This is a genomic window from Aliivibrio sp. S2TY2 (assembly GCF_028765525.1).
Taxonomy (GTDB): domain Bacteria; phylum Pseudomonadota; class Gammaproteobacteria; order Enterobacterales; family Vibrionaceae; genus Aliivibrio; species Aliivibrio finisterrensis_A.
This window is the reverse complement of record NZ_JARACS010000004.1, coordinates 144474-170488: the sequence shown is the minus strand read 5'-3', so window position 1 is coordinate 170488 and position 26015 is coordinate 144474. Positions and strand designations below refer to the sequence as shown.

Sequence of the window (26015 nt, the reverse complement as noted above, 5' to 3'; positions counted from 1 at the left end):
GTATCGTTATGACATCAATACCATGGTGACATTATGCGTTATATTTTTTTCATCCTTTTTAGCTTACTCTCAGCATCTATTTTCGCTAATACGATTTACACCTGGGAAGACAGTAAGGGCGTTCGCCATTTTAGTGATAGCGCACCTCTTAGTAAGGGGCCTGTAACAACGATCTCTTTGTCACCTACTACTAGCCTTGAAACCTCGCCAGCAGTGCCTGAACATTCGAAAAAAACAGCACCCACAACCAAGCCAATGAAAAAGAAACTCAAGCCACTCGCTATCTCAGTGACTAACTTACAACAAGAAGAAACAATCCGCAGTTCTCGAGGTCATATCACCGTATTAACTGAACTCACACGTAAGCTCAGCATTAATGAAAAATTACAGTTACTGCTCGATGGTGCACCTTATGGTCCGCCACAAACATCCACCGAGTGGAAACTAAAAAACATAAATAGAGGAACCCACCTCATTACCGTTATTGCTCTGAAAGACGGCAAGAGAATTGCATCATCACCTATTATTACTGTTTTTTTGCATCGCCCATCAACAAACTAAAGGAACCGCTTCAGTTCCTGTCTGACAAGCAAGGTGCAATGCACTACAATGGTGCAAGATGGGTTTTGCGATACAAGGACGATGATGTTAACGATGGACTTTTCAACACAGCTGCTTGAGCACCAAGTAACGGCGATTTTATTACTGGATGATCACCGTACTATTCATTATGCCAATCCAGCAGCAGAGCAACTCTTTTCTCAAAGCGCGCAGCGAATGGCTCAACATCGTTTTGATGAGCTATTTCACCACTCTAAATTTGATCTCTCCACCTTAATGCAACCGCTAACAACAGGCCAGAGCGTGACGGATAGTGATGTTCAAATCATGATTGATGACCGATCACTTTATATTGAAGTCACATCAAGCCCCATTGAGATCGAAAAATCACTTTACCTATTGGTTGAAATTCGCCAAATCGAACAACAACGCCGTTTGTCTCAAGAGATTAATCAACATGCTCAACAACAAGCCGCTAAAGTCTTGGTTCGTAGTTTGGCTCATGAAATTAAAAACCCATTAGGGGGGTTACGTGGCGCAGCACAACTGCTCGAACGAATGCTGCCAAAACCTGAATTACATGAGTACACTCAAATCATTATTGAGCAAGCAGACCGACTGCGAAACTTAGTTGATCGCCTATTAGGGCCTCAAAAATTAGGCCACAAAAAACCAGAAAACCTACACGCTGTCATTGAAAAAGTCCGCCAACTGATTGAGCTTAACTCCAGTTATCAGGTACGAATCATTCGAGATTATGACCCTAGCTTGCCCGATTTTGATATGGATGCAGAGCAAATAGAACAGGCCATCCTCAATATTGTTAGTAACGCAGCTGAAGTACTCAAAGACCAACCCGATGGCACTATCACTTTACGTACTCGTACTGATTTTCAAACCAATATTTATGGTCAGCGCCATCGCCTTGCTGTCAAAATTGATATTACTGACAATGGACCTGGCATACCTAGCCATATTCAAGACACTTTATTCTATCCCATGGTCAGTGCACGAGAAGGAGGCACAGGGCTTGGGCTCTCGATCTCGCAAAACCTTATCGATCAACATAACGGAAAAATTGACGTCACAAGCTGGCCTGGAAAGACCGTATTTACTATTTATCTTCCACTTAAATAACCATAACCAATAACACACTTAAGTGGCTACGGAGTACAATTTATGAGCAAAGGATATATTTGGGTTGTCGATGATGACAGCTCGATTCGCTGGGTATTAGAGAAAACCTTAACCAGTACAAACATGATGTGTGAAAGTTTTGGTGATGCTGAAAGTGTCATTCAAGCCCTAGAGCGTAATGTGCCAGATGTGCTCATATCGGATATTCGTATGCCGGGAATGGATGGCCTATCTTTACTTAACCACGTTCAAGAAAATTACCCTGAACTGCCTGTCATTATAATGACCGCGCATTCGGATTTAGATGCAGCCGTTAGTGCCTATCAAAAAGGGGCATTTGAGTATCTACCAAAGCCCTTTGATATTGATGAAGCCCTAACACTCGTTGAGCGCGCACTCGCTCACAGCCAAGAGCAGAAGAAACAAAATGGGAACAAACCAAATAAAGCCCACCATGTTCCTGAAATCATTGGTGAAGCGCCTGCAATGCAGGAGGTGTTTCGTGCCATTGGTCGCTTGTCTCGGTCCTCTATCTCTGTGCTCATCAACGGAGAATCAGGCACAGGTAAAGAACTCGTTGCCCATGCTCTTCATCGTCACAGCCCAAGAGCAAATAGTGAGTTTATCGCCCTTAATATGGCGGCAATCCCAAAAGATTTAATTGAATCTGAGCTCTTTGGACACGAGAAAGGCGCCTTTACTGGAGCCAATGCGGTTCGAAAGGGACGATTTGAGCAAGCTAATGGAGGCACCTTATTTCTTGATGAAATTGGAGATATGCCATTAGATATTCAAACTCGCCTACTTCGAGTGCTTGCTGATGGGCAATTCTATCGTGTTGGTGGACACTCACCGGTGCAAGTAGATGTCAGAATTATTGCAGCAACTCATCAAAATTTAGAGAAACTGGTCGCCGATGGAGGCTTCCGTGAAGATCTGTTTCATCGACTAAACGTTATTCGCGTGCATATTCCTGCACTAAGGGAGCGTCGAGAAGACATTGCTAAACTTGCTGAGCATTTCTTGCACCTCGCTTCCAAAGAGCTTGGTATAGAATGTAAAACTCTAAGCAACGAAGCAAGCAAAGCCCTCAGTCAATGTGATTGGCCAGGTAATGTCAGACAACTTGAGAACACCTGTCGCTGGTTAACGGTAATGGCAAGCAGCCAAGAAGTGCTTTCAGCCGATCTACCACAAGAATTATTTGCAACGTCAAGCTCACCGATACAAAGCATCAATGAGGATTGGCAAGCGCAATTAAGTGATTGGGTTGAAAAACAGTTGCAGCAAGGGGAAATGGATATCCTAAATAAAGTTATCCCAAATGTTGAACGCATATTATTAGAAAAGGCCCTTAATCATACTCATGGGCATAAACAAGAAGCAGCAAAATTGCTTGGTTGGGGAAGAAACACCTTAACTCGAAAATTAAAAGAGATTGAATAATATACTTTAAAGAACAGCCTCAACAGAATAAGTTAACATCAAAGCGCAATCCATCAAATTGCGCTGCTTTTAGCCAATCGGCTACTGACATCATAATAATGTCTCTCTATACTCAGTCTTAATATTTATACGCATTCACATCTTTTTTGTAGGAACTGTTAATAATGATAACTAAAACACTCCCTCTTACTGATTTACATCGCCACCTTGATGGCAACATTCGAATTGAAACTATCTTAGATTTAGGCCAAAAATTTGGCTTAGAATTACCAGCTTATGATCTTGAAGCATTGCGCCCTCACGTACAAATCGTAGAAGCAGAGCCAAGCCTTGTTGCCTTCTTATCTAAACTTGATTGGGGTGTGGCGGTTCTTGGTGATTTAGAAGCATGTCGCCGCGTAGCTTACGAAAATGTTCAAGACGCTATGAATGCACAAATTGATTACGCTGAATTACGCTTTTCTCCATACTACATGGCAATGAAACACAATTTACCGATTGCAGGCGTTGTTGAAGCCGTAGTGGATGGCGTTGAAGCTGGCTGTAAAGATTTTGGGGTAAAAGCAAACCTAATTGGCATTATGAGTCGTACTTTTGGTCAAGATGCTTGTCAGCAAGAACTTGATGGTCTTCTAACTCAAAAGAACAAATTGGTTGCTATCGATCTTGCTGGTGATGAATTAGGCCAACCAGGCGATCGCTTTGTAAGCCACTTTAAACAAGTTCGTGATGCAGGGCTTCGAGTAACGGTTCACGCCGGTGAAGCAGCGGGTGCAGAAAGTATGTGGCAAGCAATCAACGAGCTTGGTGCAGTGCGCATCGGTCACGGTGTAAAAGCGATTGAAGATCCAAAGCTAATGGAATACTTAGCGAAAAACAACATTGGTATTGAGTCTTGCTTAACATCAAATATCCAAACAAGTACGGTTGCTTCGTTTGAATCGCACCCTATCAAAACTTTCCTTAACTATGGTGTTAAAGTTTGTCTTAATACGGATGATCCTGCTGTTGAGGGTATTGAACTTCCTTATGAATATGAAGTTGCTGCACCAAAAGTAGGTTTAACTCAAGAACAGCTGCGTCAAATTCAAATCAACGGATTGGATTTAGCTTTCCTAAGCAACACCGAGAAACAAGCACTGCGTGATATGGCCGCTAAGCGTTAGAATTCCCTCATCAATTCGATAAACCTCAAGAAATTGAGGTTTATATCAAGCTCACCTCTCCCCCTAAAAAACAAAGCCCCTCAAATTATTAACCTAAAAAACAATAAGTTACAAATATACAGCACATAAAGAATGCAAATAGCAGTAAAACACCACCACTAAGAGAGTTCTGCGTCGAGTTTTTCAAAAAGAATGTAATCAAATCGTGTGAAACATTGACACATTAAAGTTAGCATGTATATTGGCGTCAGATGTTTGACGCCAAATACATATTATAAAGTTATAACATCATAAATCTTTAAAAAAACGATGGCATATTGGGAGCCGGAAACTCATGGGCGGTAGCGTTTTTAAATAACCCTAACCCCTCAAAGATGAATCAACTATTTGTTGGCTATAGTATGGATACTAATCTTAAATTACATCAAAACAATCAAGGTCTTGGCCTAATATACAGAACAATCGATTCTGTTATCATATTTTCTACTCTATACTTCTCTTCCATTTTTTATACTGGTGAATTTCATAAAGACTACTTAATGATAGTTACTTATGGAATGCTAACCTATCTGTTCGTAGCTGAGAGAGATGACCTCTATCGATCATGGCGTGTTTACCGTTTTATTGACGAAGTCTTCAGCTTAAGTAAGATCTGGTTCATTACCTTTCTCACACTAATTGTTATCGCATTTTTCTCCAAAGTTAGTGCTGACTACTCTCGTGTCGTTGGTGGTATTTGGTTAACTCTCACCCCTATATTACTCACCATATGGCGATATGCCGCTAAGCAAGTGCTAAGAACATTGAATAACTATGGCTATAATCGAAAAGATGCCATTATTATCGGAGTCACTGACAGCGGTATTCAACTTGCCAATCAACTTAAACATCAACCAGAATTAGGAATTAATGTTATCGGTTTCTATGATGATCGAGAAAAAGAACGATTAGCACTCGATAATTTACCCGCACCTTACCAGGGAACCGTATCTGAAGGGTTGAAGCTTTCCCAAAATGGTATTGTGCAACATGTTTACATATCGATGCCAATGAAGGCCAGTGAGCGCATTAAACAATACCTAAGTATTTTCTCTGACACCACAGCTAACACCTATCTTATCCCTGATTTTTTTATTTATAATTTAATGCAATCACGACTCAGTGCTATTGGCAACATTCCGACCATTAGTATCCATGACACTCCATTTTATGGTTCAAGTAGTTGGCTAAAAAGAGCACAAGACATTGTCGTTGCAAGCGCCATTATTTTACTTATCAGCCCAGTTCTGATTGGCGTTGCGATTGGGGTAAAACTCTCGTCACCTGGCCCAATTATTTTTAAACAATTCCGTTATGGCCTAGATGGACGCCGAATCAAAGTATGGAAATTTCGCTCAATGAGTACAATGGATAACGGTAATATCGTTAAACAAGCGACAAAGAACGATCCAAGAATCACACCTTTTGGCGCATTTATACGCAAAACGTCTCTTGATGAACTTCCACAATTTTTCAATGTATTGCAAGGCCGTATGTCGATTGTCGGCCCACGCCCTCACGCAGTCGCCCATAATGAAGAATACCGAACCATTGTTGAGCGCTATATGTTACGACACAAAGTAAAGCCTGGGATTACCGGACTTGCTCAAATCAAAGGATTTCGTGGAGAAACGGATACGCTTGATAAGATGCAAAAACGTGTTGAATTTGACCTTAAATACATCCAATCATGGTCAACTTGGTTAGATGTGAAAATTATTTTCTTAACCATATTCAAAGGCTTTTCAGGGAAAACTGCTTACTAAAGGACGAGTAATGAAGACATTAACAAAAGCACTGATAACCACCACGCTATTAAGTGCAAGTAGTGGTGTTTATGCCAATGAAAAAAGTCATGGGTATATTACCGAATCAGGTCTTAAAATTACCCCTCTATTTGAAATGGCATTAGAGAATAACGATAACATTGGCCGCTATTCGTCATCCCAACAACCTGAGTCGTCAGATATTCTAAGGGTTAAGCCCGGCGTAGTGGTTGAATCAGATAGAAATGGCAATCAATATCAAGTCCTTTATCAAATGGATTCAGGCAGCTACTTCAATAGCCACGATGATGATTACCTCGATCATCTGTTTATGACAAACAATTTTGTTCAAATAAATCAACGTTCAGGGATCGGTTTTAACTATACCTATTTGTATGAGCATGAAGAACGAGGCACAGGTATATTTGCAGGAGATCAATTCTCTACTATTGCAAGCAAGCCAGTCGAGTATTCACTGCACAACGCCAACCTAACTCATGTTTATGGTGCAGAAAATGCGAAAGGTCGTATTGAATCTAACTTAAAGTATGAAAAAAAAACGTATCAAAACTATCGAAACCTCTCCTCTCCAAACGATGTATTTAGCTCAAAATTTAATGATTATGATGAGTTTGGTGGTGGTATGGCCTTTTATTACAATATTAGACCTGCAACCGAACTATTGTTAGAGGTTGATCTAGCTGATCGCCGTTACCGACTAAGTGATCCTTTCAACAAGCAGTCACAAGACGATTTAAATGCATATTACCTTATTGGTACCAAATGGGATATTACAGGAAAGACATCAGGCCGATTACGTTTAGGTTTGCAAAATAAAAAATACAAAAATCACAACACAGAAGATTTTAACGGTTTTAGCTGGGATCTCAATGTCACTTGGAAGCCACTCGATTACTCAACGATTAATGTTTCCGCCTCTCAACGAGCAGAAAATCCAGACCAAGGCGCGAACTATATCAACAAAACGCGCTTTAATGGTGCGTGGAAGCATTATTGGCAAACCCACTTCTATAGCAGCATCAATGTTGCACTAATCAACGATGATTATTCTAGTAGCTCTCGTCAAGATGACCTCGTAGAAACCGCTCTCATTTTTGGGTATGAGCTTAGAGACTACGCTGAAATTACAGCGGGATGGCGTTACGAAGATAATGACTCCTCTATAACAACAAATACTTACACCCAAAACGTGTGGTATATCGCCACTAGTTTGATTTTTTAAATTTATAACAAAACGGATATCGTAATGGCACGTATTTCTACAATCAGTTTATGGCTCATGTTTCTTATGACCATTTCATTTAAATCTATCGCCATAAATAATAATTACACGATTGGGGCTGGTGATAAAATCCAAATATCGGTTTATGGTGAAGAAAACCTCTCTATTGATGAGCTATACATCGACAATAGTGGAACATTTGAATACCCATACCTCGGCCAATTGAGGCCATTAAACAAGACCACCGAGCAACTACAGAACGAAATAATTAATGGATTAAAAGGTGACTACCTGATCTCCCCTAAGGTACGTATCAGTATTATTGGGTTCAGAAGCATCTATGTGAATGGTGAAGTAAAAAAACCAGGTGGTTATGAATACCAACCAGGTCTAACCGTAGATAAAGCGATTGCACTTGCGGGAGGCTTTACTGATCGAGCAGCACGTAAAAATGTGTATATAGCACAAGCAGGAAAAGATGATCTTAAAAATAAAGTTAAGCTCTCTTCTTCCGTATCTCCGGGTGACATTATTGTTATCGAACAAAGCTTTTTTTAATACCCCACTCTCTGCAATTTAACAACGGACTGAATAATGTTGGCTAGCCTTAAGAATGATTCATTACAACAAGAACAATTGATTGATTTTGGATATTATTTCCATCTTATAAAAAAGCGTTGGGTTTCTATTTCTCTATTTTCCTTATTATGTACGGCTATTGCGGCGTTAATCGCATTATCTATTACCCCAATGTACCGTGCCACCGCTACACTTTTAATTGAATCCTCTCAGCAAAGGGCCATCTCAATTGAAGAAGTTGTTGGTATTGATACTAGCGCAAAAGAATATTATCTCACTCAATTTGAAATTTTAAAATCCAACCAAGTCGCACAGCGTGTTATTGAAAAATTAGAACTAAACCAAGTCGAAGAGTTCAACCCAAGCCTTACCGTTACTGAACCTGGATTTATTGAAAATATAAAATATGAGTTACTGTCCCACCCATTGATAGAAGCGCATTTTTCCAAAGATACCAGTAACGATATTGATTTTTTGGATAAACAAGAAGCCATTAATCGTGTTGTACTAAAAACATTTAAATCTCGTTTGACCATTTCGCCGATCAGAAAAACCCAACTCGTTAACATTTCTTTTGAATCTCAAGATCCTAAATTAGCAGCAAAAATAGCAAATGCAGTAGGTCTTGCTTTTATAGAAAATAATTTAGAGTCAAAACTAGTTGCAACAGAACAAGCAACGGGATGGATAAACCAAAGACTCAGTGAACTAAAACAAAATCTAAATAATTCAGAACAAACTCTGCTGCAATTTTTACAGCAACAGAAATTAATTGATAATAGTGGGATCGAAGCACTAACCAGTTCGGAGCTATCTAGCTTAACCACTCGTATTGCAGAAGCAACGGATAAACGAATCGAAGCACAAGCTCTATATAATGCTCTAAATAACAACAAAGGTAGCTCATCAATTGGTGCAAACTCTTTAATATCTAACCACCCTCAAATACGTGATATTAGGCTTGCTGAATCGAATGCAGAAAAAGAAGTAAGTGAGTTATCTAAGCGCTATGGTCCTAAGCACGACAAAATGATCCAAGCGAATGCACAATTACAATCAATTCAAAGCCGTATAAAAGTTTTAACCGCGAAACTGGTTAGTGGCATCAAAAAAGAGCTTGCTAGCGCCAAAGAACAAGAACGCGTACTTAAGAATGAGTTATTAAGTAAAAAAGGAGAATTCCAAGCCTTAAGCGTTGTAAAAAGTGAATATGATGCGCTCAAACGTGAAGTAAACAGTAACGCAAAACTGTACGATTTATTTTTAACTCGCCAAAAAGAAACCTCAGCAACCAGTGATTTTAGTGCTGCTAATGCTCGCTTCAGTGATTATGCTTTAGTGCCTGAGTTTCCTAGTAAACCAAATCGTAAACTGATTGTCGTACTTGCATTTATTGCCAGTGCCAGTTTTGCTGTTGTACTAGTAATTTGTCTCGATGCGTTTAATAACACAATAACCTCAGCGCGTGATTTTGAAAATAAACTAGGTTTATTACCAACGGGAACAATTCCGGTAATTAAAGATAAGAAATACAAAAAATCTCCGATTGATGCAAACGTATTCAATAATAATAAATTTACGCTGTTTCAAGAATCGATCGATTCAATACGAACTTCGTTATATTTAATTCTTCCAAAATCAGAAAGGAAACTATTGGCGATTTCATCATCCGTTCCAGGAGAAGGAAAAACAACTACAGCAATAAGCCTTGCCCACTCTTTCTCTCAACTAGAAAAAGTATTGATTATTGATTGTGATTTACGAAAACCATCTGTTGGTGAACGCTTTGGATTGCCACATAGTCACCCTGGTTTAAGCAATATTTTATTAATGAATACCCCGCTAGAAGAGTGCATTACGTCCGTTAATAACTCTAATTTAGATGTGTTAAGCGCTGGAATGTTTACCCCAAATCCACAAGAGTTACTCAGCAGTACTGCTTTTGAAGAATTAATTGCTGATTTAACAAATAAATACGACCGCATTATTTTAGATACCCCACCTATCTTACCGGTAAAAGATGCATTTATTGTGGGTAAATTAACTCAAGGAATTTTACTTGTCGTCAAAGTGAACAGCACCAGTAAATCGGTTTATAAACATACAATGACACTATTTACAAAGCACCAAATTACGATTGATGGCGTAGTGCTAAACCGAGTTCTGCTACCCAAGAAAGGCACACATACCTATTCTGAATATTCACAATACGCTCACGCTAATAAAGGTTAAGGAATAACCATGAAGACACAAATTAGAGTGCTTTCTGTTTTTGGTACTCGCCCAGAAGCAATTAAAATGGCGCCACTGGTACATAAACTGAGCGAAGCTCAAGGTATCGAAAGTAAGGTATGTGTTACTGCACAGCACCGTGAAATGCTCGATCAAGTACTTAACTTATTTGATATTACACCTGATTTTGATCTAAATATCATGAAACCTGGTCAATCTTTATATGACGTAACATCAAATATACTCATGGGACTTAAACCCGTATTAGAAGAATTTCAACCTAACATTGTACTTGTTCACGGTGATACTGCGACCACACTTTCAACCAGTTTAGCCGCTTACTATCAGCAAATTGCTGTCGGTCATGTTGAAGCAGGCCTACGCACGGGAAATATTTATTCTCCGTGGCCAGAAGAAGGCAACCGAAAACTCACTGGTGCGATAGCGACACTCCATTTTGCTCCGACAAGTACTTCACAACAAAACTTATTGAACGAAGGTATAGATAACAACAGTATTTCGACCACAGGAAATACCGTTATTGATGCACTCTTTCTCATAAGAAAAAAACTGGAACAAGATCAAGATCTCAATGCAACGTTAGCGGCTCATTTTTCAGAGTTAGATCCAGCGAAAAAACTTATTCTTGTAACAGGACATCGTCGTGAAAGCTTTGGGGGCGGGTTCGAGCGTATTTGTGAAGCCCTTGTTGAGATTGCGCAGAAACACCCTGACACCCAAGTTCTTTATCCTGTGCACCTGAACCCAAATGTACGAGAGCCTGTCAACCGCATCCTTAAAGGGGTCGATAACGTCCACCTTATTGAACCACAGGACTATTTACCATTTGTCTACTTAATGAACCAAGCACACATTATCTTGACTGATTCAGGTGGTATTCAAGAAGAAGCCCCATCTCTGGGCAAGCCTGTATTAGTAATGCGTGATACAACAGAACGCCCCGAAGCGGTTGAAGCGGGTACAGTAAAACTCGTCGGAACAAATAAACAAGCCATTATCGATGCTGTGGAAAACTTGCTTACTAACCAAGCAGACTATGAAAAAATGAGTAGAGCGCATAACCCATATGGCGACGGTCAAGCGTGTGACCGTATCATTGACAGCATTAAACAACACTTTTCAAACTTAAAATTATAAATATCGTAACGACATTACATTGTTAAGGAACAACCATGTCATTTAAAAAAATCTCCGTCATTGGTCTAGGCTATATTGGGTTACCAACAGCAGCAGTCATCGCCTCTCGTGGTATTGAAGTCATCGGTGTTGATGTGAACCAACATGCTGTTGATACCATTAACCAAGGTAACATTCACATTGTAGAACCGGATTTAGATATTGTCGTTCGTGGTGTTGTTACCACTGGAAATTTACGTGCAACGACTACTCCGGAACCAGCAGAAGCCTTCATGATTGCGGTACCTACCCCATTTAAAGAAGGTAATGCCCCAGATCTTAAATACATTGAAGCCGCAGCAAAAGCAATTGCACCCGTATTGGAAAAAGGCAACTTAATTATTCTTGAGTCTACCTCTCCAGTTGGCGCAACAGAAAAACTGTCAGCTTGGCTAAAAGAAGCTCGTCCAGATTTAAGCTTTCCACAAGATACAGGCGACAGCGCAGACATCAAGGTTGCACACTGTCCTGAACGAGTTCTTCCTGGGTATGTTTTACAAGAACTTATCGCTAATGACCGTGTTATTGGAGGTATGTCAAAAGCCTGTAGTGAAAGAGCGGTTGAGTTATACCAAACCTTTGTTCGTGGCGAGTGCATTATCACCAATGCTCGTACTGCAGAAATGGCAAAACTAACAGAAAACTCATTTCGTGATGTAAACATCGCTTTCGCCAATGAGCTTTCTGTTATCAGTGACAAACTAAAAATTAACGTATGGGAGCTAATCAAACTAGCAAACCGTCACCCAAGGGTTAATATTCTAAACCCAGGACCTGGTGTTGGCGGCCACTGTATCGCCGTTGACCCTTGGTTCATCGTAGACAGTTGCCCAGATGATGCGAAGATTATTCGTCAAGCTCGCTTAACCAATGATGCAAAACCTCACTATGTGATTGATCAAATCGAAAAAGCAGCAGACGAGTTTAAGCGCCCTGTGATTGCTTGTTTAGGCTTGGCATTTAAAGCAGATATTGATGATTTACGTGAAAGCCCTGCGCTGCAAATCGTCGAAGAATTGGCTGGAAAAAATATTGGTCAGATCTTTGCTGTCGAGCCGAATGTTGATTCCCTGCCTGAAGGTTTAGTGCATGCAGGTGTTGAGCAGGTTACACTTGAAACCGCACTAGAAAAAGCCAACATCATTGTGGTTCTTGTCGATCATAAACAATTTAAAGCAGCAGATAAAATTCAATTTGCGACAAAAGTTGTCATTGATACTCGCGGCATTATTTAAGCGTATAATTGCAAGGTGTATTTACAATGAAACCAATAGACCTGATTAAGTTAGATTTTTATCGCTACACTGAAAAAGTAAAGATATGGCTAACTTTAAAGAATTTGATAACTAACCGTTCATTTAAATACACTTTCTTACTAAGTCATAGTCTAATTGTTAGACTATTAGTAGCCTTTTCCCATAGGCTTCTTTCAATAAAGTATTCACTACAAGTACCTGAAGATTGTAGAATTGGACCAGGGTTATACATAAAAAATGCAACATCTATAGCCATCAATAGATCGGCTAAGATCGGTTCAAACCATGGTGAAGCAGAGAACATTGGAAATAAGGCCTATATTGAACCTAACGTTTGCTTGGAAGAACACATACATATTAGTAACAAAGCATTAATGGGCATAGGTTCTGTCGTAACAATAGATGTTCTATCAAATACTACATTTGCAGATAACCCGGCTAAATGTATCTCAAAAAAATGCTCAAATTGTTATATCCTCAACTCTGTTAACGTAAAATTAGAATCAGTATATGAGTAGTTTAAATATTAGGCATTCCAGTGTTCTTAATGCAATGTTATTCCTATCTTTAGTATTCTTATTAATTGGCCACAATCTATACGATAGAAAAATACTGTTTTTGAATTTCAGCATTCTACTATTATTTAATCTTAAATTAATTCCAGATCTATTTATAAGAATGGTAAACAATCACGTACTGTTTATTATTATTGCTTATTGTATAGTGAGTGCAACCTGGTCATATTGGGCTTACCAAAGTTTAGAAGAATCAATGATTCAACTTATGCTAGTTCTAACATGCATGATGGTAGCAAATAAATATTCGACTAAAACCATATTTGATATATTTAGAAAAAGCACATATTTTATAATTGCTATAAATCTCATTGCACTTCCTATATTACTTGGAAGCGCATTTGGAGATTCAGGTATGATGGGTATTTATGGACACAAAAATCACTTTGGTTTAGTGATAGCTCTTTGTTTAATTGTTCTTACTTTTGATTATATTGAATCACGTTCCAAAATCACTTTTTATTTTTGTATTGTTGGGTTTTTCTTACTTTTTTTATCAACATCGAAGACATCTATACTACTATATTTATTAGTCATAACGTTAGCTATATCCATATCAACATCACCTGTAAAATTTGCTAAACATACCATTATTTCCACGAAAATAGCATTAATTGGTATATTAATAGCGCTATCTCTAATTGTAATAACAAACAGATATGAAATACTCGATTATTTATACTACCACATAGATGAAAGTTTTATGACGAGCAGAGGTAAATTATGGCTAAACATGTTATTACACGCTGAAGATAAGATCATATATGGATTTGGATTTAACTCCGTCTGGGGAAAATCAGAATTTTCGGAAATATATTTTTCACCACTTTTTGAATCTGACCCAATATGGGTAAAAGAACTAGCAGCCTCAGATAGCGGATATGTCGACCTGATATTATCATTAGGTATAGTTGGCTGTTCTATATTTATTTATTTCATTATTAGCACATTGATTTCTTTAATATACATTAAGAGTTCAAGGTACTTTCCAGTAATGTTCAGCTTATTTTTATTTGTAACTCTCCATAATATCACAGAAACATCATTTCTGCTGTCTACCAATATTTTATGGTATATTACAATATTAATTTCATTTTTAAGATATAACGAAGAAAAGAATTTGAGTACTATAGATGTCAAAATTATCGAACGTTCTTAATGCTGCATGGTATGCAGTAGAAAACGTTACTGCAATTGTTTTTGGCTTAATCAGCGTCATTATCGTCGCACGTATATTTGGCCCAGAAAACCTAGGAAAATTGAGTTTTATACAAGCCATATCAGCAACAGCAATATTTTTAGTTGTTCTTGGATTAGATCACATCATCGTTAGAGAATTAGCTAAAAATAACACCGACTATAACCTGATTTTTACCACTATAATTGTTCAAAGTTCTGGTTGGATAATATATTCTTCCATTGTATTATTATCTATATGGATTATAAATGGTGGTTCAATCGATATAAGCTTGATCTATATTTCAATCTCTGTATTAATAGCAACCTATTTTTCAAGAGCAACCGTTGTTAAGCTATTTTTTCAGGCCGTGAATCAACCAAGAAAAATAGCGATATCAGCAATTATATCGAGAGCATCAGCACTTATATATTTAGCATATGCTTTAAATTTCAACTTTGACTATCACTTAGTAATAATTTTCATTCCTATACAGTCTTTTATCCAGTTCCTAATACTTTTATTGCAGTTTATTAAATTTAATAATTTAAAACACCACAAATGGCAATTTGATACGATAAAAGCTAAGTGTATCCTGAAAGAAGCATTGCCACTCATTGGATCTTCAATGCTTTTTCCAATTTTTATGCAGGGAGATATATTACTTATATCCGCAATACTTGATGATACCAACACAGGTATTTATAGCTCTGCTTCAAGGTTGATAACACAATTTATATTTATCGGACACATTATTACAATGACGTTCTACTTAACACTGTCTAATAAATATTTTCAACAACAAAGCGATTATGAAGAATTCGTAGTAGGTATTATTATAATACTTTTTACACTTGGTTTTGGACTATCAATCTCTGTATACGCGTTTTCAGATATTATTATTAGGACATTATATGGTTATAAATTCACCGGAGCTGAAAACATACTAGAAATACTATGTTGGAATTGGATGTTTATTTTTCCAGCAGCGTTGTTCTCAAGAATGCTAGTACTCCAAAACCTTGCTAAGTATGAGTTTATAAAATCACTATTCATAGCCACGTTTAGCATAAGCATGAATTATTTTTTTATTGAAAGATTTGGTATAACAGGCGCAGCAATTGTATCCATTCTTTCTTATTTCCTAGCCGACTTCTTAATTTATGCCCTATTTAAAGAAACTCGACACATATTCAAACATGCAATTACCGCATATCTAACGTTGGTATCCAGCCCCAATAAAGCCTTGAAATATGCTTTAAATACAATAGGATCTAAATAATGCGCCTATCTATAATCGTTCCTGTGTACAACGGTGAAAAGTACATTCTGGAAGCTTTAGACTCATACTTTCAACAATTTAATTCTGAAGTAGAAGTTATCGTTATCGATGACGGCTCTACAGATGGCACCTATGATATTATATCAAATAATTATAAATGCTATATCGAAACTGGACATCTAGTTCTACAAAGGCAGGAAAATTCAGGTGTAAGTTCTGCGCGTAATGCAGCGTTGTGTATTTCCAAAGGTGATTACATAACATTTTTAGACAGTGATGACATCCTTCAAGAACAATACACATCAAGCATTCTAAAGGCTATTGATCTACACAAACCAGATGTTGTCGAGTTTGGTTTTACAATGTTTTCAAATAAAAAAGAGATTAATGAGTCAAAAAAAAGGTTTGTATACGATAAGTTTGGACTTATAAATTTTAAAGATGTTGAGGACGATGTATTTTTAAGTTCAATATGGTACCCATGTATTAGAGCATTCAAGTCAACATTATTCGATAACAAAGAGTTTCCAATAGGAGTTAATTTTTGTGAAGACATGATGCTTTTAACAAATATATATTCTGAAATCGAAGTTGTTTATCATATAAAAAAATCACTATACGCCTATCGCATCAACGAAGATGGCGCAACACTAAATATAAAACCAGATTATTTCGATAATATATTAAACTTCTTACTATTACTTCCTAGCAATAAAAACCGGACCTCTGACTATTTAAAAATACATTTATCTTATCTACTTTACCGATGTTACTACGGTAAATCTTTGCCTATATCAGTTAGAATTACGTTTGCAAAATTATTTGTAAAATACCTTTTTGACTCAAAGTTAAATATTAGGAAAAAGCTAATTTTGGGTTTTCCAAATACATATCGAATATTAAAAAAAGCAGTTAATAAATGAAAATACTATTTAGAATTTCAAAGTTAGGCTTTGGTGGTGCAGAACAAGTTTTTCTTTCAGTCGCTAAGGAGCTCTATTCAAACAAAAAAATTGAAATTATTTTTGTCGTAGATAGCAACATTGGAGAGAACATAATTACCGCTAAAAATAATGGATTTAAAGTAATTATTTTAGAAGCCAGTCGTACGATGAAATCCATTTTCCCATTAAAAAGAATCATCGAAGAAGAACGACCAGATGTAATTATATCGGCTTATACCGATACAAATGCTGCATGTTTACTATCTTCTTTTTTATCATCATTCAAATGTAAAGTTATCGTAAGTGAGCATGCGTCTTTGCATGAACACTGGGCTAAAAAATCCAAATTAAAAAGATTATTATTAACCTTCTATGTGTCATATATCTATCGTTTAGCAGATAAGGTAATTTGTGTCTCAAATGGTTTAAACAATCAAGTTTCATCTTTACTTAAAGCTAAGGCTCCTATCGAAACCATCTATAACCCAGTTAGGTTTAAACCCAAAAAAAAACTAACTTCATGCAAGACAGATAACGAAACTTTACGATTAGTTGCAGTGGGCAGGATAAGTGAACAAAAAGACTACTCTACATTAATCAAAGCCGTTCAGCTTGTTTCAAAAACAATTCCAGTACATTTAACCATTGTCGGGGGTGTTTTTTGCAATAATGAAGCAGAAAAACTTAAAAAGTTAATATCCGATTTAAATATCGAAAATTGTATAACATTTGCCGGTTTTAGTAACGACGTTCATAGTTATTATTCATCAGCAAATATTTTTGTTCTCAGCTCTGCATGGGAGGGATTTGGTAATGTGATCGTAGAAGCCATGGCTTTCGGACTGCCCGTAATATCGACTGATTGTAATTATGGTCCTGCTGAGATACTTGAAAATGGTCGTTACGGCCGTCTCGTACCTGTTTCTAACAGCACTGAAATGGCGAAGGCAATTATCAGAGAATCACAAAGCCCGCTAGTTGATAAATCTCAGTTAATTATCAGATCTACGGATTTTTCAGAATCAAAAATTGCATCTCAATATTTAAATACTATAAAAAGAACGTTAAATGAAGAAATATAGTTTTATTTACTTAGTAAAATCTGACCTTTATCGACAGAATGGAAAGGTTAGTCTACTCATATTCCTTAAAGATATTTTATTCCGTAAGGGCTTCAAGTTCGTTTTTTGGTTAAGAGCGGCCAATCACTTTTCAAATATACCAATTGTTGGTTTTTTTCCAAAACTATTTTTCATTTACTATAAACGTGCCTATTCTTCAGATGCCAACTATCGTACTCAGATTGGACCTGGATTTTCAATGTACCATGTGTTCGGAACTGCTTGGGACAAAGACGTAATTATCGGTAGCAATGTTACTATACTCCATGGTGTAACATTAGGAAGGAAAAAAAATAATTTTCCAACAATTATGGACAATGTATATATAGGTCCAGGTGCTTGTATACTTGGTGGAATAGTTATTGGGAAGAATTCAGTAATTGGAGCAAATGCAACAGTAACTAAAGACGTTCCCGACAATGCTGTAGTAGTCGGTAATCCTGCAAAAATTGTTTCGTTCAATGGGTCAGAAGGTACTTTGGTTAATAAATGGAGTTTAGATAAATGAAACAGCGCATTGTAACTATAGGAACTGCAGCAAATGGTGGTATCGACTCTGTTATTAAAGGCTACGAAATAAATGGGCTTTTTAAAAATTATTCTCACTTACGAATTATCAGTCATAAGGGCGTATCTAAACTACAAGACTTGTGGCTTTTTTTCAGAGCGACACTAATTTTAATTGGTATTTGTATCAAAGACAATGTGAAAATCTTACATTGCCACATGTCCTACAAAGGAAGCTTTTGGCGAAAGCTTACCTTTATCATGATTGCCAAGCTATTTGGTGTTAGTACACTCATACACCTGCACGGTTCTGAGTTTAAGCAATATTATTCTTCTCGCAGCCATATTACCAAACGACTTATTGTATGGCTGATTCGCAATGTAGACGAGTTCGTAGTTCTTTCTGATAGCTGGAAAGATTATATTGAAGAAATCTCCGGTAGAACAGTTACTTCTATAAATAACTATGTTGACATCAGCAAAAAACTAGTGCCTCGTGAAAAAGGACACATTTTATTTCTTGGCGCATTCATACAAAGAAAAGGCATTTATGATCTTATTGAGGCTTGTTCGCAACTCGATATACCTTATCACCTCCATTTATGCGGTTCGGGAGAGAATAAAAGCGTAGAACAACTAGTAGATGATTTAGGCATATCTGAAAGTGTTACGTTTCACGGTTGGGTAGATACTACAACCAAAACGGAACTATTAAGTAAATGTAGTGTAATGATACTGCCATCGTATAACGAAGGCTTACCTATGACTTTAATCGAATCTTTGGGTTGTAAGATCCCTGTTATTACTACGCCAGTCGGTGCGATACCTGAAGTAATCGTTGATGGTAAAACGGGATATCTTGTTGAACCAGGTTCAATATACCAAATAGTGAATAAACTTAATTACGTACTTTCTTCACCGAAACAACTAGAAAGTATAGTTGAGAATGGTTACACACTATACAAAGACAACTTTACTTCGGATGTCATATTACCAAAGTGGGAGTCTATTTATGAAAGTTATAGTTAACCCTAGAATAATACTGTTTTTCATCTTAACACTCGTTACCTTAAACAGTTATGCTAAAGACAATAAGTATCAAATTCAAGAAGTAGCAAAGTCACTCAATGCCACTGATTTAGCTGATTTAATGGTAATTGAATCGATCTATAGTGAAACTATAGTAAGTGAAGATGATAAGTTGGTTTTTTACATAACAGGTAATCAAAAGAAAATAAATAATGGAAGACGGTCTGAGTTAGCAATCGATTATCCATTTAATGTTGGTGATGAAGTCATTTATCAGTTTGAGGTTTTTATTCCACCTTCGTACACGCCGGATTCTGAAGGTCGATGGTCTGTCATAACACAGTGGCATGACCAACCCAACCCAAATTTAGGTGAGTCATGGCAAAACTTCCCAGGAAGAAGTCCATTGGTTGCTCTATATGACAAATATTTAGATGGCAAACTCGTTTTCGGAATTTCCTATAACAACGATTTTGTCCCTATACCTCTAAAGATTGGAAGTTGGAATAAACTTAATTTTCATTTTAATTGGTCAAATACTCATAATGGTTCCTTAAGTTTACGTATTAACGACCACAGTAATTTTTATTTTCAAGGTCCTAATATGCACAATGAATATCAGCACTATTTGAAAATTGGCTTATATAGACACCCAAAAATAACGAACAAAAATCATATTTATTTCCGAAATTTACAAATTAACTCTTCACTCTAGGTGCAAAAATAAATGGACCGTATTGAATTCCTTGATATACCAATGGATATAGCAACAATGGATGAGACAGTCTCTCATATTGAAGATAAGGTCGCACAAGGACACTTTGTGCAACACGTTGTCGTCAATGTAGCGAAAATCGTCAACATGCAGAAAGATCCTATATTGGCCGAATCTGTAAAAGCCTGTGATGTGATTAATATTGATGGCATGGGCGTTGTCTTTGGTGCTCGTTTTCTTGGTTTTGATGTACCAGAACGTGTTGCGGGTGTTGACCTTTTTCATGAATTATTAAAAATGAGTGCGAAACGTGATTTTCCTATATTTCTTTTAGGTGCGACGGAAGAAGTTGTAACTAAAACTGCTAAAAAAGTACAAGAGCAAAACCCTAACTTAACCATTGCTGGTTTTAATGATGGTTATTTTTGGGATGATGAAGAAGCCGTAGTAAATAAAATACGCGAGTCTGGGGCTAAATTGCTGTTTGTTGCCATAACTTCACCAAAGAAAGAAAACTTCATTAATAAATGGCAAGACAAATTAGGCGTGGATTTTGTTATGGGCGTAGGTGGAACCTTTGATGTGGTTGCCGGAAAAGTAAATCGCGCACCAAAGTGGATGCAAAATGCAGGCTTAGAATGGTTATATCGTGTTATTCAAGAGCCTCGTCGTATGTGGAAACGCTACTTGGTTACTAACTCTAAGTTCGCATTATTATTAGTGAGAAAAAAATTAAATAGCCGTAGATTATAATACAGTTTATTCGGTTATTCTTATTATGTTTTAAATCTATTAAATCAGTCCACGGAGGGCCAATATTATGAAAAAAATTCTCAGCCTTAGCTTGGTATTATTCAGTGCTAATGCAATGGCTTTAACCACGCAATACAGTGCGCTAGTTTTTGGTGATTTCAAGTCCCCTCATTCAGCAAGCATGGGGTCATTAGCTGTTGGTCATGATGCCAAGCTATCAGGCTATAGCATTATGTATGATGACATCGATTTTCCAGCAGATGAGTACTCACTGATTGTAGGTGGTGATTTATCATATAAAAGCGGACGTGTATATCAAGGTAGTATCATTGCACAAGGTGATATCCACATATCTAAAACTGTTAAGTTAGGGTTGACTAAAGGCGCAACAATAGACAACTCATCTGAATTACCTATTAATTTTGATGATTTAAAACAAGACAGTATTGACTACTCATTATTATTGAGCCAAGAAGAAAATGTTGGAACCATAACCTATCAGTGGGGTGGATTATATTTGAGTGGCGACTGTAAAAGCGATACCCAAGTATTTAACCTAAATGGTTATCAACTGGAAAAAGCGCACACACTAGCGCTTAGCTGTGTTCCCGACAATGCCACCGTTGTGGTCAATATTAGCGGGGACAAACCAAACTTTAAACCTTTGAGCAATATTAGTTTGGCGGACTTCACTCCTCATCGCCAACAAACCATTTTCAATTTATATGAAGCGACGTCAGTAACTATCTCTGGTGTCGAACTTGAAGGTATGGTATTAGCGCCAAATGCGGACATCAATGCTCCATCCGGCTCCTCTAATGTTGGTATTATTGCCAACAGCTGGAAAGGATCGATGTCTTTGGATTATCATCCCTTTAACGGTCAGTTACCGGTGAAAAAAGAACCAGAACCTATTAACGCTGAATTAAAGTGGCACTGGCAAGGCAGTAATTTTATGCCAGAATATGACCAAGTAATGGGTACACCTCTTGTTGCACAACTGAATGATGACAATAATGATGGCATTATAGATGGTCTTGATACTGCTGATGTTATCGTTGTCACTTTTAAAGGAAGTCAATACACCAAACCCGGACTTGTAAGAGCACTCAGTGGTGTTGATGGAACAGAGCTTTGGGATTATTCAAACGGCGGAGTATTCGCTGATCCCCGATTTACTCCAGCAATAGCGGATCTAGACGGCGATGGAGTGGTCGATATTGTTGTTTCTAACAATTCTTCTGTGAAATTATTTATCATTGATAATGATGGCAATATAAAGAAGACAATCATTCAAAACGACAACTATGCTGGTAACATCACTATTGCAGATATTGATGGTGATAATACCGCAGAGATACTTGCAGGCACATCTGTTTATAACTATTCATCAGGTCTGCTTTATAGCATCGGCGGTTGGAATCCTGATTACAACATTTTTGATTCCGATGGAGATGGTATCCAAAATATTCTTGTAAATGGTACTCTGTATGATGCATTTGGCAACGCTATTTGGTCATACGCGGGGCATGATACTGTTTGGTTTTCTTCAATAGCAAATCTCGACCAAGATCCTCAGCCAGAAGTTGTGATTTCAATTCCAGGATCTTCTTCTACATCCCATACCTTAGCGGTATTGGAACACGACGGCACCGTAAAATGGGAGAAATTAAATATTGAAGGTAACGGCGGCGGCGCGCAAGCAATTGGATCTTTCCTCAGTAAAGATAAACCTGGTATTGCTTATGCTGGTTATGAAAAGTTAGTTATGCTAAATACTTTTGGGGAGCTCATTTGGGAAACGAAAGTCGATGATTCTTCGAGTGGAAAAATTGGTGTCACCGCTTTCGATTTCAATAGCGATGGTCGTGATGAAGTCATTTATCAAGATCATAATAAAGTAGCCATTTTGGATTCCCTAACTGGTAAGGCATTGTTTGAGACTGCAAACTCTACAGGAACACTTTGGGAGTACCCTGTCGTTGCCGATCTTGAGGGTGATGATAACGCAGAATTGATTTTTGTAGCGAATGATTATTCCTCAAAGTGGAACACCCATAAAGGGGTAAGAGTTTTTGCTTCTACATCAGTAGGCAAACCATGGAAAAATGCTACTCGTATTTGGAACCAACACTCATATCACCAAACTAATATTTCACAAGACGGTAAAATTCCTTTAGTTGAAAAACCGAGTTGGCTTTTAAATAACTCTTATCGCTCAAGTACATTAAAATAAACTGCTTGTGTTGAGTTTGGTATGGCATACCAAACTCAACCCTTTTTTATTGATGTATATAACGCACCGCACATACAATAGGAAATGAAAGCATCTGTATTGTTTTGAATTCCTAAATAATGCCTTCGCAAACTGGTATTTCCCTAGTTAAGTAAAACTGGCTCAAAAATGAAAATAAATTTACTCAGTATACTGTCGTTCTTCTTTGCTTTGTTTTTACTGTGTTCTGGCTACCTGTCTTTACAAAATGCACTAATAACAAATGCAATTGAATCGAGGTTGACCTACTTTACTAGTAATTCAAATCCGGCTGTACGTCCGAATGACAAAAAATTAGCTGAAACCGACCCTAATACGCTCACAAAATCAGCCCATTTATTAAATAGCTTTGTATTATTAAACCAATGGATAGCCTATCTTAATCAAGAAGAGTCAACACCTAATAATTGGATAGCATTATTAAACACCAGCACACACATTAGACCTACATGGCCAAATACCTATGTTGAATTGTCTAAGTTATCCAAAGAGCAACAGAAAACCAATCAATATCAGCAACTCGCTATGCTATTTGGGCCATATTCACCATCGAGCCGCTTACTGTTAATTGATACTATATTTACCCATTGGGAAAATAGTCAGGTATCACTCCAAATGGAAGCGTCGCAGCATTTGCTCGCAATGACTCGTATTTGGCGTCATCGGTCTTCTTTAAACCAAATGATCTCTCATTCAAAAGGAAAACAACGTATTTGTAATATGCTAGCATTCAATAAATTGAAGGTACCAACTTGTGGGTAAAATAGCTAAAATTCCTTTTATCATGCCGATCGCTTCAGTGCTTCTATTTGGTGGTGCTTCTGCCTTTAAATCTTCTGGTGTATTGGGCGATCAGATCCGCACTATTGAAGTCAGAATGCATGGAGCTATTTATCTGCATTTATATGCCTCTTAGATATTTTTTCCGACTCGCGACGAGGCGTAACCTATACTACTGCATACCTATAACATATATTTTCGTACTTCTACTAGTAATAATAGAGAAATGTCTCAGTTCCTTATTCCTTTACGGTAATGTTCTTGGCTAGAAATACTAGTTAACATATGCGGTGTAGTAACTGGGATCTATATTGTAAACAGGGCTAATGCATGTATAAAAACAGTAATATATGTAGAAATTTTCAAATCACCACCAATCATCATACATTATTAGTACAGAGAAAATTTAATTTTCAATTAAAAAAATTGATGCACTCTCCTTGATATCAAGGTATTGTAGTTAACGGATAATTAACAAAGGACAGTTCCTATAATTAGCTATTTTATTTATATGTATTTAGGCGTAAAAATATTTTCTGATATTTATTATCGTGTCGTATAAGATTTGTAATTCAACTCCTAATAATTATTAGGAAAAATTGAGTGTATAATTACTTCCTGAGTAAAATAACATTAAATAACGCATGCGTTTAGTTGTGTTAATGATTTATCTTTTTTATTTTAAATAAAAAACAAAAAGCCAGATTATTACAATAATACATAAACTGAATATAGAATTTAAGTGTAAGTGAAAATATAATCTAACACATATATGATTATTAATTCATCAAATTATTACTCCTCAACGAGGAATACCCATAGAGATACTAGTTTTTTTAATATCAGAGCGTTATTCTACTACAAATTTAAAATATTAAATTAGGTTAACCAGAGGCTCATAAATAGAATGAAAACTAAATAGATAATAGACTTTTATCTCAAGAAAATATTGTTAATAAAGTACATTCCTATGCATTTAAAATAAAGAGAACTAAATTTTGAAAAAAAATTTCTTAAAAAACATGAACTATTTAAGAGGTTTTGCCATATTAAATATTATGATCGTCCATATCTGGTATATCCCAGAACTGACTGTGCCAGATGGTTCCATATACCCTGAAATTATTAATGGAATTAGAGCTGTATTATTCCATGATAGTACCATATATTTTGTTTTTATATCTGGGTTCTTTTTAAGATATTTATCCCACAAATTAACTCCATATCAATACTACTTATCCAAATTTAAAAGCATCTTATTACCTTATGTTTTTTTTAGCACGTTAGTTTATATTTTATATGCTGTGATAGGGAAAGGGGATTTATCTTCCATAGAATACCTTAAGCTTATAATTATGGGTAAGGCTCAAGTACCTTACTGGTACATACCATTTATAACAATAGTATTTATTATCAGCCCATTACTATTAACTCTAAGAAATGAAACCCTGAAAAAAATCCTGCCTATACTATTATTTTTACCACTTTTAGGCACACGAACTGGAACTAATATATCTTTAGGTCAGTATGTTTTTTTTGTTCCTATCTATATATTTGGTATGATAGCAGCATCAAATTATGATTCATTCATTAAGTGGGTTGAAAAAAATATCTATCTTTTATTTTTAGCAACTTTTATTTCAACTATATTAATAATATTATCTAAAACTATTGATTTTAAATTTATTTTTTTTAATTTTTATGAATCATCCCATTACATTCAAAAAATGGCACTTTTATGTATTATGGTTTTGGGTTTTAAAAAAATAGAACATTTAAATATTAAAGTTTTAAATTTATTTGCAAAATATAGTTTCTCTTTGTTTTTCACCCATACTATTGTAAATTTAGTATTATTGAAAATATCATCAGATGGATTGTATATATTATTCCATACTTCAAAATTATTAATTATACCAATTTCTATTATTTATACATTGATAAGCATATTCTTATCATTACTTTTTTGCATAATAGCTAAAAAAATATTAGGTCGCTATTCTAGATATATTATTGGTGTTTGATATTAGTATTTTAACTACCTGTTTTACGCTAAGTTGTACAACACATCTGATTGAATCAAAAGCTCATGCAAGCAATAATAAGGCTGTATAATAGGGCGATATCGTGACTGTTTTTTAGTCCATATCAAGGATCGATTTAACGAACAAATTTAGTTATGCTCATATTTAACCATTTTAAATAATATTTCCACACAGTCACTGGCCAGCGCCA

At 36.5% G+C, this 26015-nt stretch carries 23 protein-coding genes; all 23 read left to right on the top strand.

Annotated features, from left to right (window positions below; translation table 11 throughout):
• Window positions 1-33: 33 nt before the first annotated feature.
• A complete protein-coding gene (locus tag PVK63_RS08940; RefSeq protein ID WP_274440287.1) occupies window positions 34-561 on the top strand; it encodes a DUF4124 domain-containing protein in 528 nt (175 codons plus the stop codon).
• 81 nt (window positions 562-642) lie between these two features.
• Window positions 643-1698 (top strand): nitrogen regulation protein NR(II), encoded by a 1056-nt coding sequence (gene glnL, locus PVK63_RS08935; protein ID WP_130047977.1) that lies wholly within the window; start codon window positions 643-645, stop codon window positions 1696-1698.
• Between the two features lie 42 nt (window positions 1699-1740).
• The gene (glnG, locus tag PVK63_RS08930) at window positions 1741-3144 is read left to right on the top strand and encodes a nitrogen regulation protein NR(I) (RefSeq protein ID WP_274440288.1); all 1404 of its coding nucleotides are present in this window, start codon (window positions 1741-1743) and stop codon (window positions 3142-3144) included.
• A 164-nt stretch (window positions 3145-3308) separates the two neighbouring features.
• Window positions 3309-4310, top strand: coding sequence for an adenosine deaminase (add, locus tag PVK63_RS08925; protein ID WP_274440289.1), 1002 nt, complete (start codon window positions 3309-3311; stop codon window positions 4308-4310).
• A 401-nt stretch (window positions 4311-4711) separates the two neighbouring features.
• Window positions 4712-6115 carry an undecaprenyl-phosphate glucose phosphotransferase gene (locus PVK63_RS08920; RefSeq protein ID WP_274440290.1) on the top strand — a complete coding sequence of 468 codons (1404 nt, stop codon included), beginning with the start codon at window positions 4712-4714 and terminating at the stop codon, window positions 6113-6115.
• Between the two features lie 10 nt (window positions 6116-6125).
• Window positions 6126-7358, top strand: coding sequence for an outer membrane beta-barrel protein (locus tag PVK63_RS08915; RefSeq protein WP_274440291.1), 1233 nt, complete (start codon window positions 6126-6128; stop codon window positions 7356-7358).
• 57 nt (window positions 7359-7415) lie between these two features.
• A complete protein-coding gene (locus tag PVK63_RS08910) occupies window positions 7416-7916 on the top strand; it encodes a polysaccharide biosynthesis/export family protein (RefSeq protein WP_443111686.1) in 501 nt (166 codons plus the stop codon).
• A 36-nt stretch (window positions 7917-7952) separates the two neighbouring features.
• Complete coding sequence (locus PVK63_RS08905) at window positions 7953-10169, top strand: GumC family protein (RefSeq protein WP_274440293.1); 2217 nt, start codon at window positions 7953-7955, stop codon at window positions 10167-10169.
• Between the two features lie 9 nt (window positions 10170-10178).
• Window positions 10179-11327: a non-hydrolyzing UDP-N-acetylglucosamine 2-epimerase gene (gene wecB / locus PVK63_RS08900; protein ID WP_274440294.1), complete on the top strand. Its 1149-nt coding sequence runs from the start codon at window positions 10179-10181 to the stop codon at window positions 11325-11327.
• 35 nt (window positions 11328-11362) lie between these two features.
• Complete coding sequence (wecC, locus tag PVK63_RS08895) at window positions 11363-12601, top strand: UDP-N-acetyl-D-mannosamine dehydrogenase (RefSeq protein ID WP_274440296.1); 1239 nt, start codon at window positions 11363-11365, stop codon at window positions 12599-12601.
• Between the two features lie 26 nt (window positions 12602-12627).
• Window positions 12628-13140 carry a hypothetical protein gene (locus PVK63_RS08890; RefSeq protein ID WP_274440297.1) on the top strand — a complete coding sequence of 171 codons (513 nt, stop codon included), beginning with the start codon at window positions 12628-12630 and terminating at the stop codon, window positions 13138-13140.
• Entirely contained in the window at window positions 13133-14356 is a 1224-nt protein-coding gene (locus tag PVK63_RS08885) for an O-antigen ligase family protein (RefSeq protein ID WP_274440298.1), read from the top strand. Before PVK63_RS08890 ends, PVK63_RS08885 begins: the two co-directional genes overlap by 8 nt.
• Window positions 14331-15656 carry a flippase gene (locus tag PVK63_RS08880; protein WP_274440299.1) on the top strand — a complete coding sequence of 442 codons (1326 nt, stop codon included), beginning with the start codon at window positions 14331-14333 and terminating at the stop codon, window positions 15654-15656. Before PVK63_RS08885 ends, PVK63_RS08880 begins: the two co-directional genes overlap by 26 nt.
• Complete coding sequence (locus tag PVK63_RS08875) at window positions 15656-16579, top strand: glycosyltransferase family 2 protein (RefSeq protein ID WP_274440300.1); 924 nt, start codon at window positions 15656-15658, stop codon at window positions 16577-16579. The genes PVK63_RS08880 and PVK63_RS08875 overlap by 1 nt, the downstream gene beginning before the upstream one ends.
• Window positions 16576-17682, top strand: coding sequence for a glycosyltransferase (locus PVK63_RS08870; protein WP_274440301.1), 1107 nt, complete (start codon window positions 16576-16578; stop codon window positions 17680-17682). Before PVK63_RS08875 ends, PVK63_RS08870 begins: the two co-directional genes overlap by 4 nt.
• Entirely contained in the window at window positions 17669-18229 is a 561-nt protein-coding gene (locus tag PVK63_RS08865) for a serine O-acetyltransferase (RefSeq protein WP_274440302.1), read from the top strand. The genes PVK63_RS08870 and PVK63_RS08865 overlap by 14 nt, the downstream gene beginning before the upstream one ends.
• Window positions 18226-19257: a glycosyltransferase family 4 protein gene (locus tag PVK63_RS08860; protein ID WP_274440303.1), complete on the top strand. Its 1032-nt coding sequence runs from the start codon at window positions 18226-18228 to the stop codon at window positions 19255-19257. Before PVK63_RS08865 ends, PVK63_RS08860 begins: the two co-directional genes overlap by 4 nt.
• Window positions 19241-19972 carry a heparin lyase I family protein gene (locus PVK63_RS08855; protein ID WP_274440304.1) on the top strand — a complete coding sequence of 244 codons (732 nt, stop codon included), beginning with the start codon at window positions 19241-19243 and terminating at the stop codon, window positions 19970-19972. Before PVK63_RS08860 ends, PVK63_RS08855 begins: the two co-directional genes overlap by 17 nt.
• Window positions 19973-19984: 12 nt before the next feature.
• Window positions 19985-20725 (top strand): WecB/TagA/CpsF family glycosyltransferase, encoded by a 741-nt coding sequence (locus PVK63_RS08850; RefSeq protein WP_274440305.1) that lies wholly within the window; start codon window positions 19985-19987, stop codon window positions 20723-20725.
• 67 nt (window positions 20726-20792) lie between these two features.
• On the top strand, window positions 20793-22961 hold the full coding sequence (locus tag PVK63_RS08845; protein ID WP_274440306.1) for a choice-of-anchor A family protein: 2169 nt from the start codon (window positions 20793-20795) through the stop codon (window positions 22959-22961).
• A 168-nt stretch (window positions 22962-23129) separates the two neighbouring features.
• Entirely contained in the window at window positions 23130-23762 is a 633-nt protein-coding gene (locus PVK63_RS08840) for a hypothetical protein (protein WP_274440307.1), read from the top strand.
• On the top strand, window positions 23755-23916 hold the full coding sequence (locus PVK63_RS08835; protein WP_274440308.1) for a hypothetical protein: 162 nt from the start codon (window positions 23755-23757) through the stop codon (window positions 23914-23916). The genes PVK63_RS08840 and PVK63_RS08835 overlap by 8 nt, the downstream gene beginning before the upstream one ends.
• Window positions 23917-24778: 862 nt before the next feature.
• On the top strand, window positions 24779-25804 hold the full coding sequence (locus PVK63_RS08830) for an acyltransferase family protein (protein ID WP_274440309.1): 1026 nt from the start codon (window positions 24779-24781) through the stop codon (window positions 25802-25804).
• Window positions 25805-26015 lie beyond the last annotated feature (211 nt).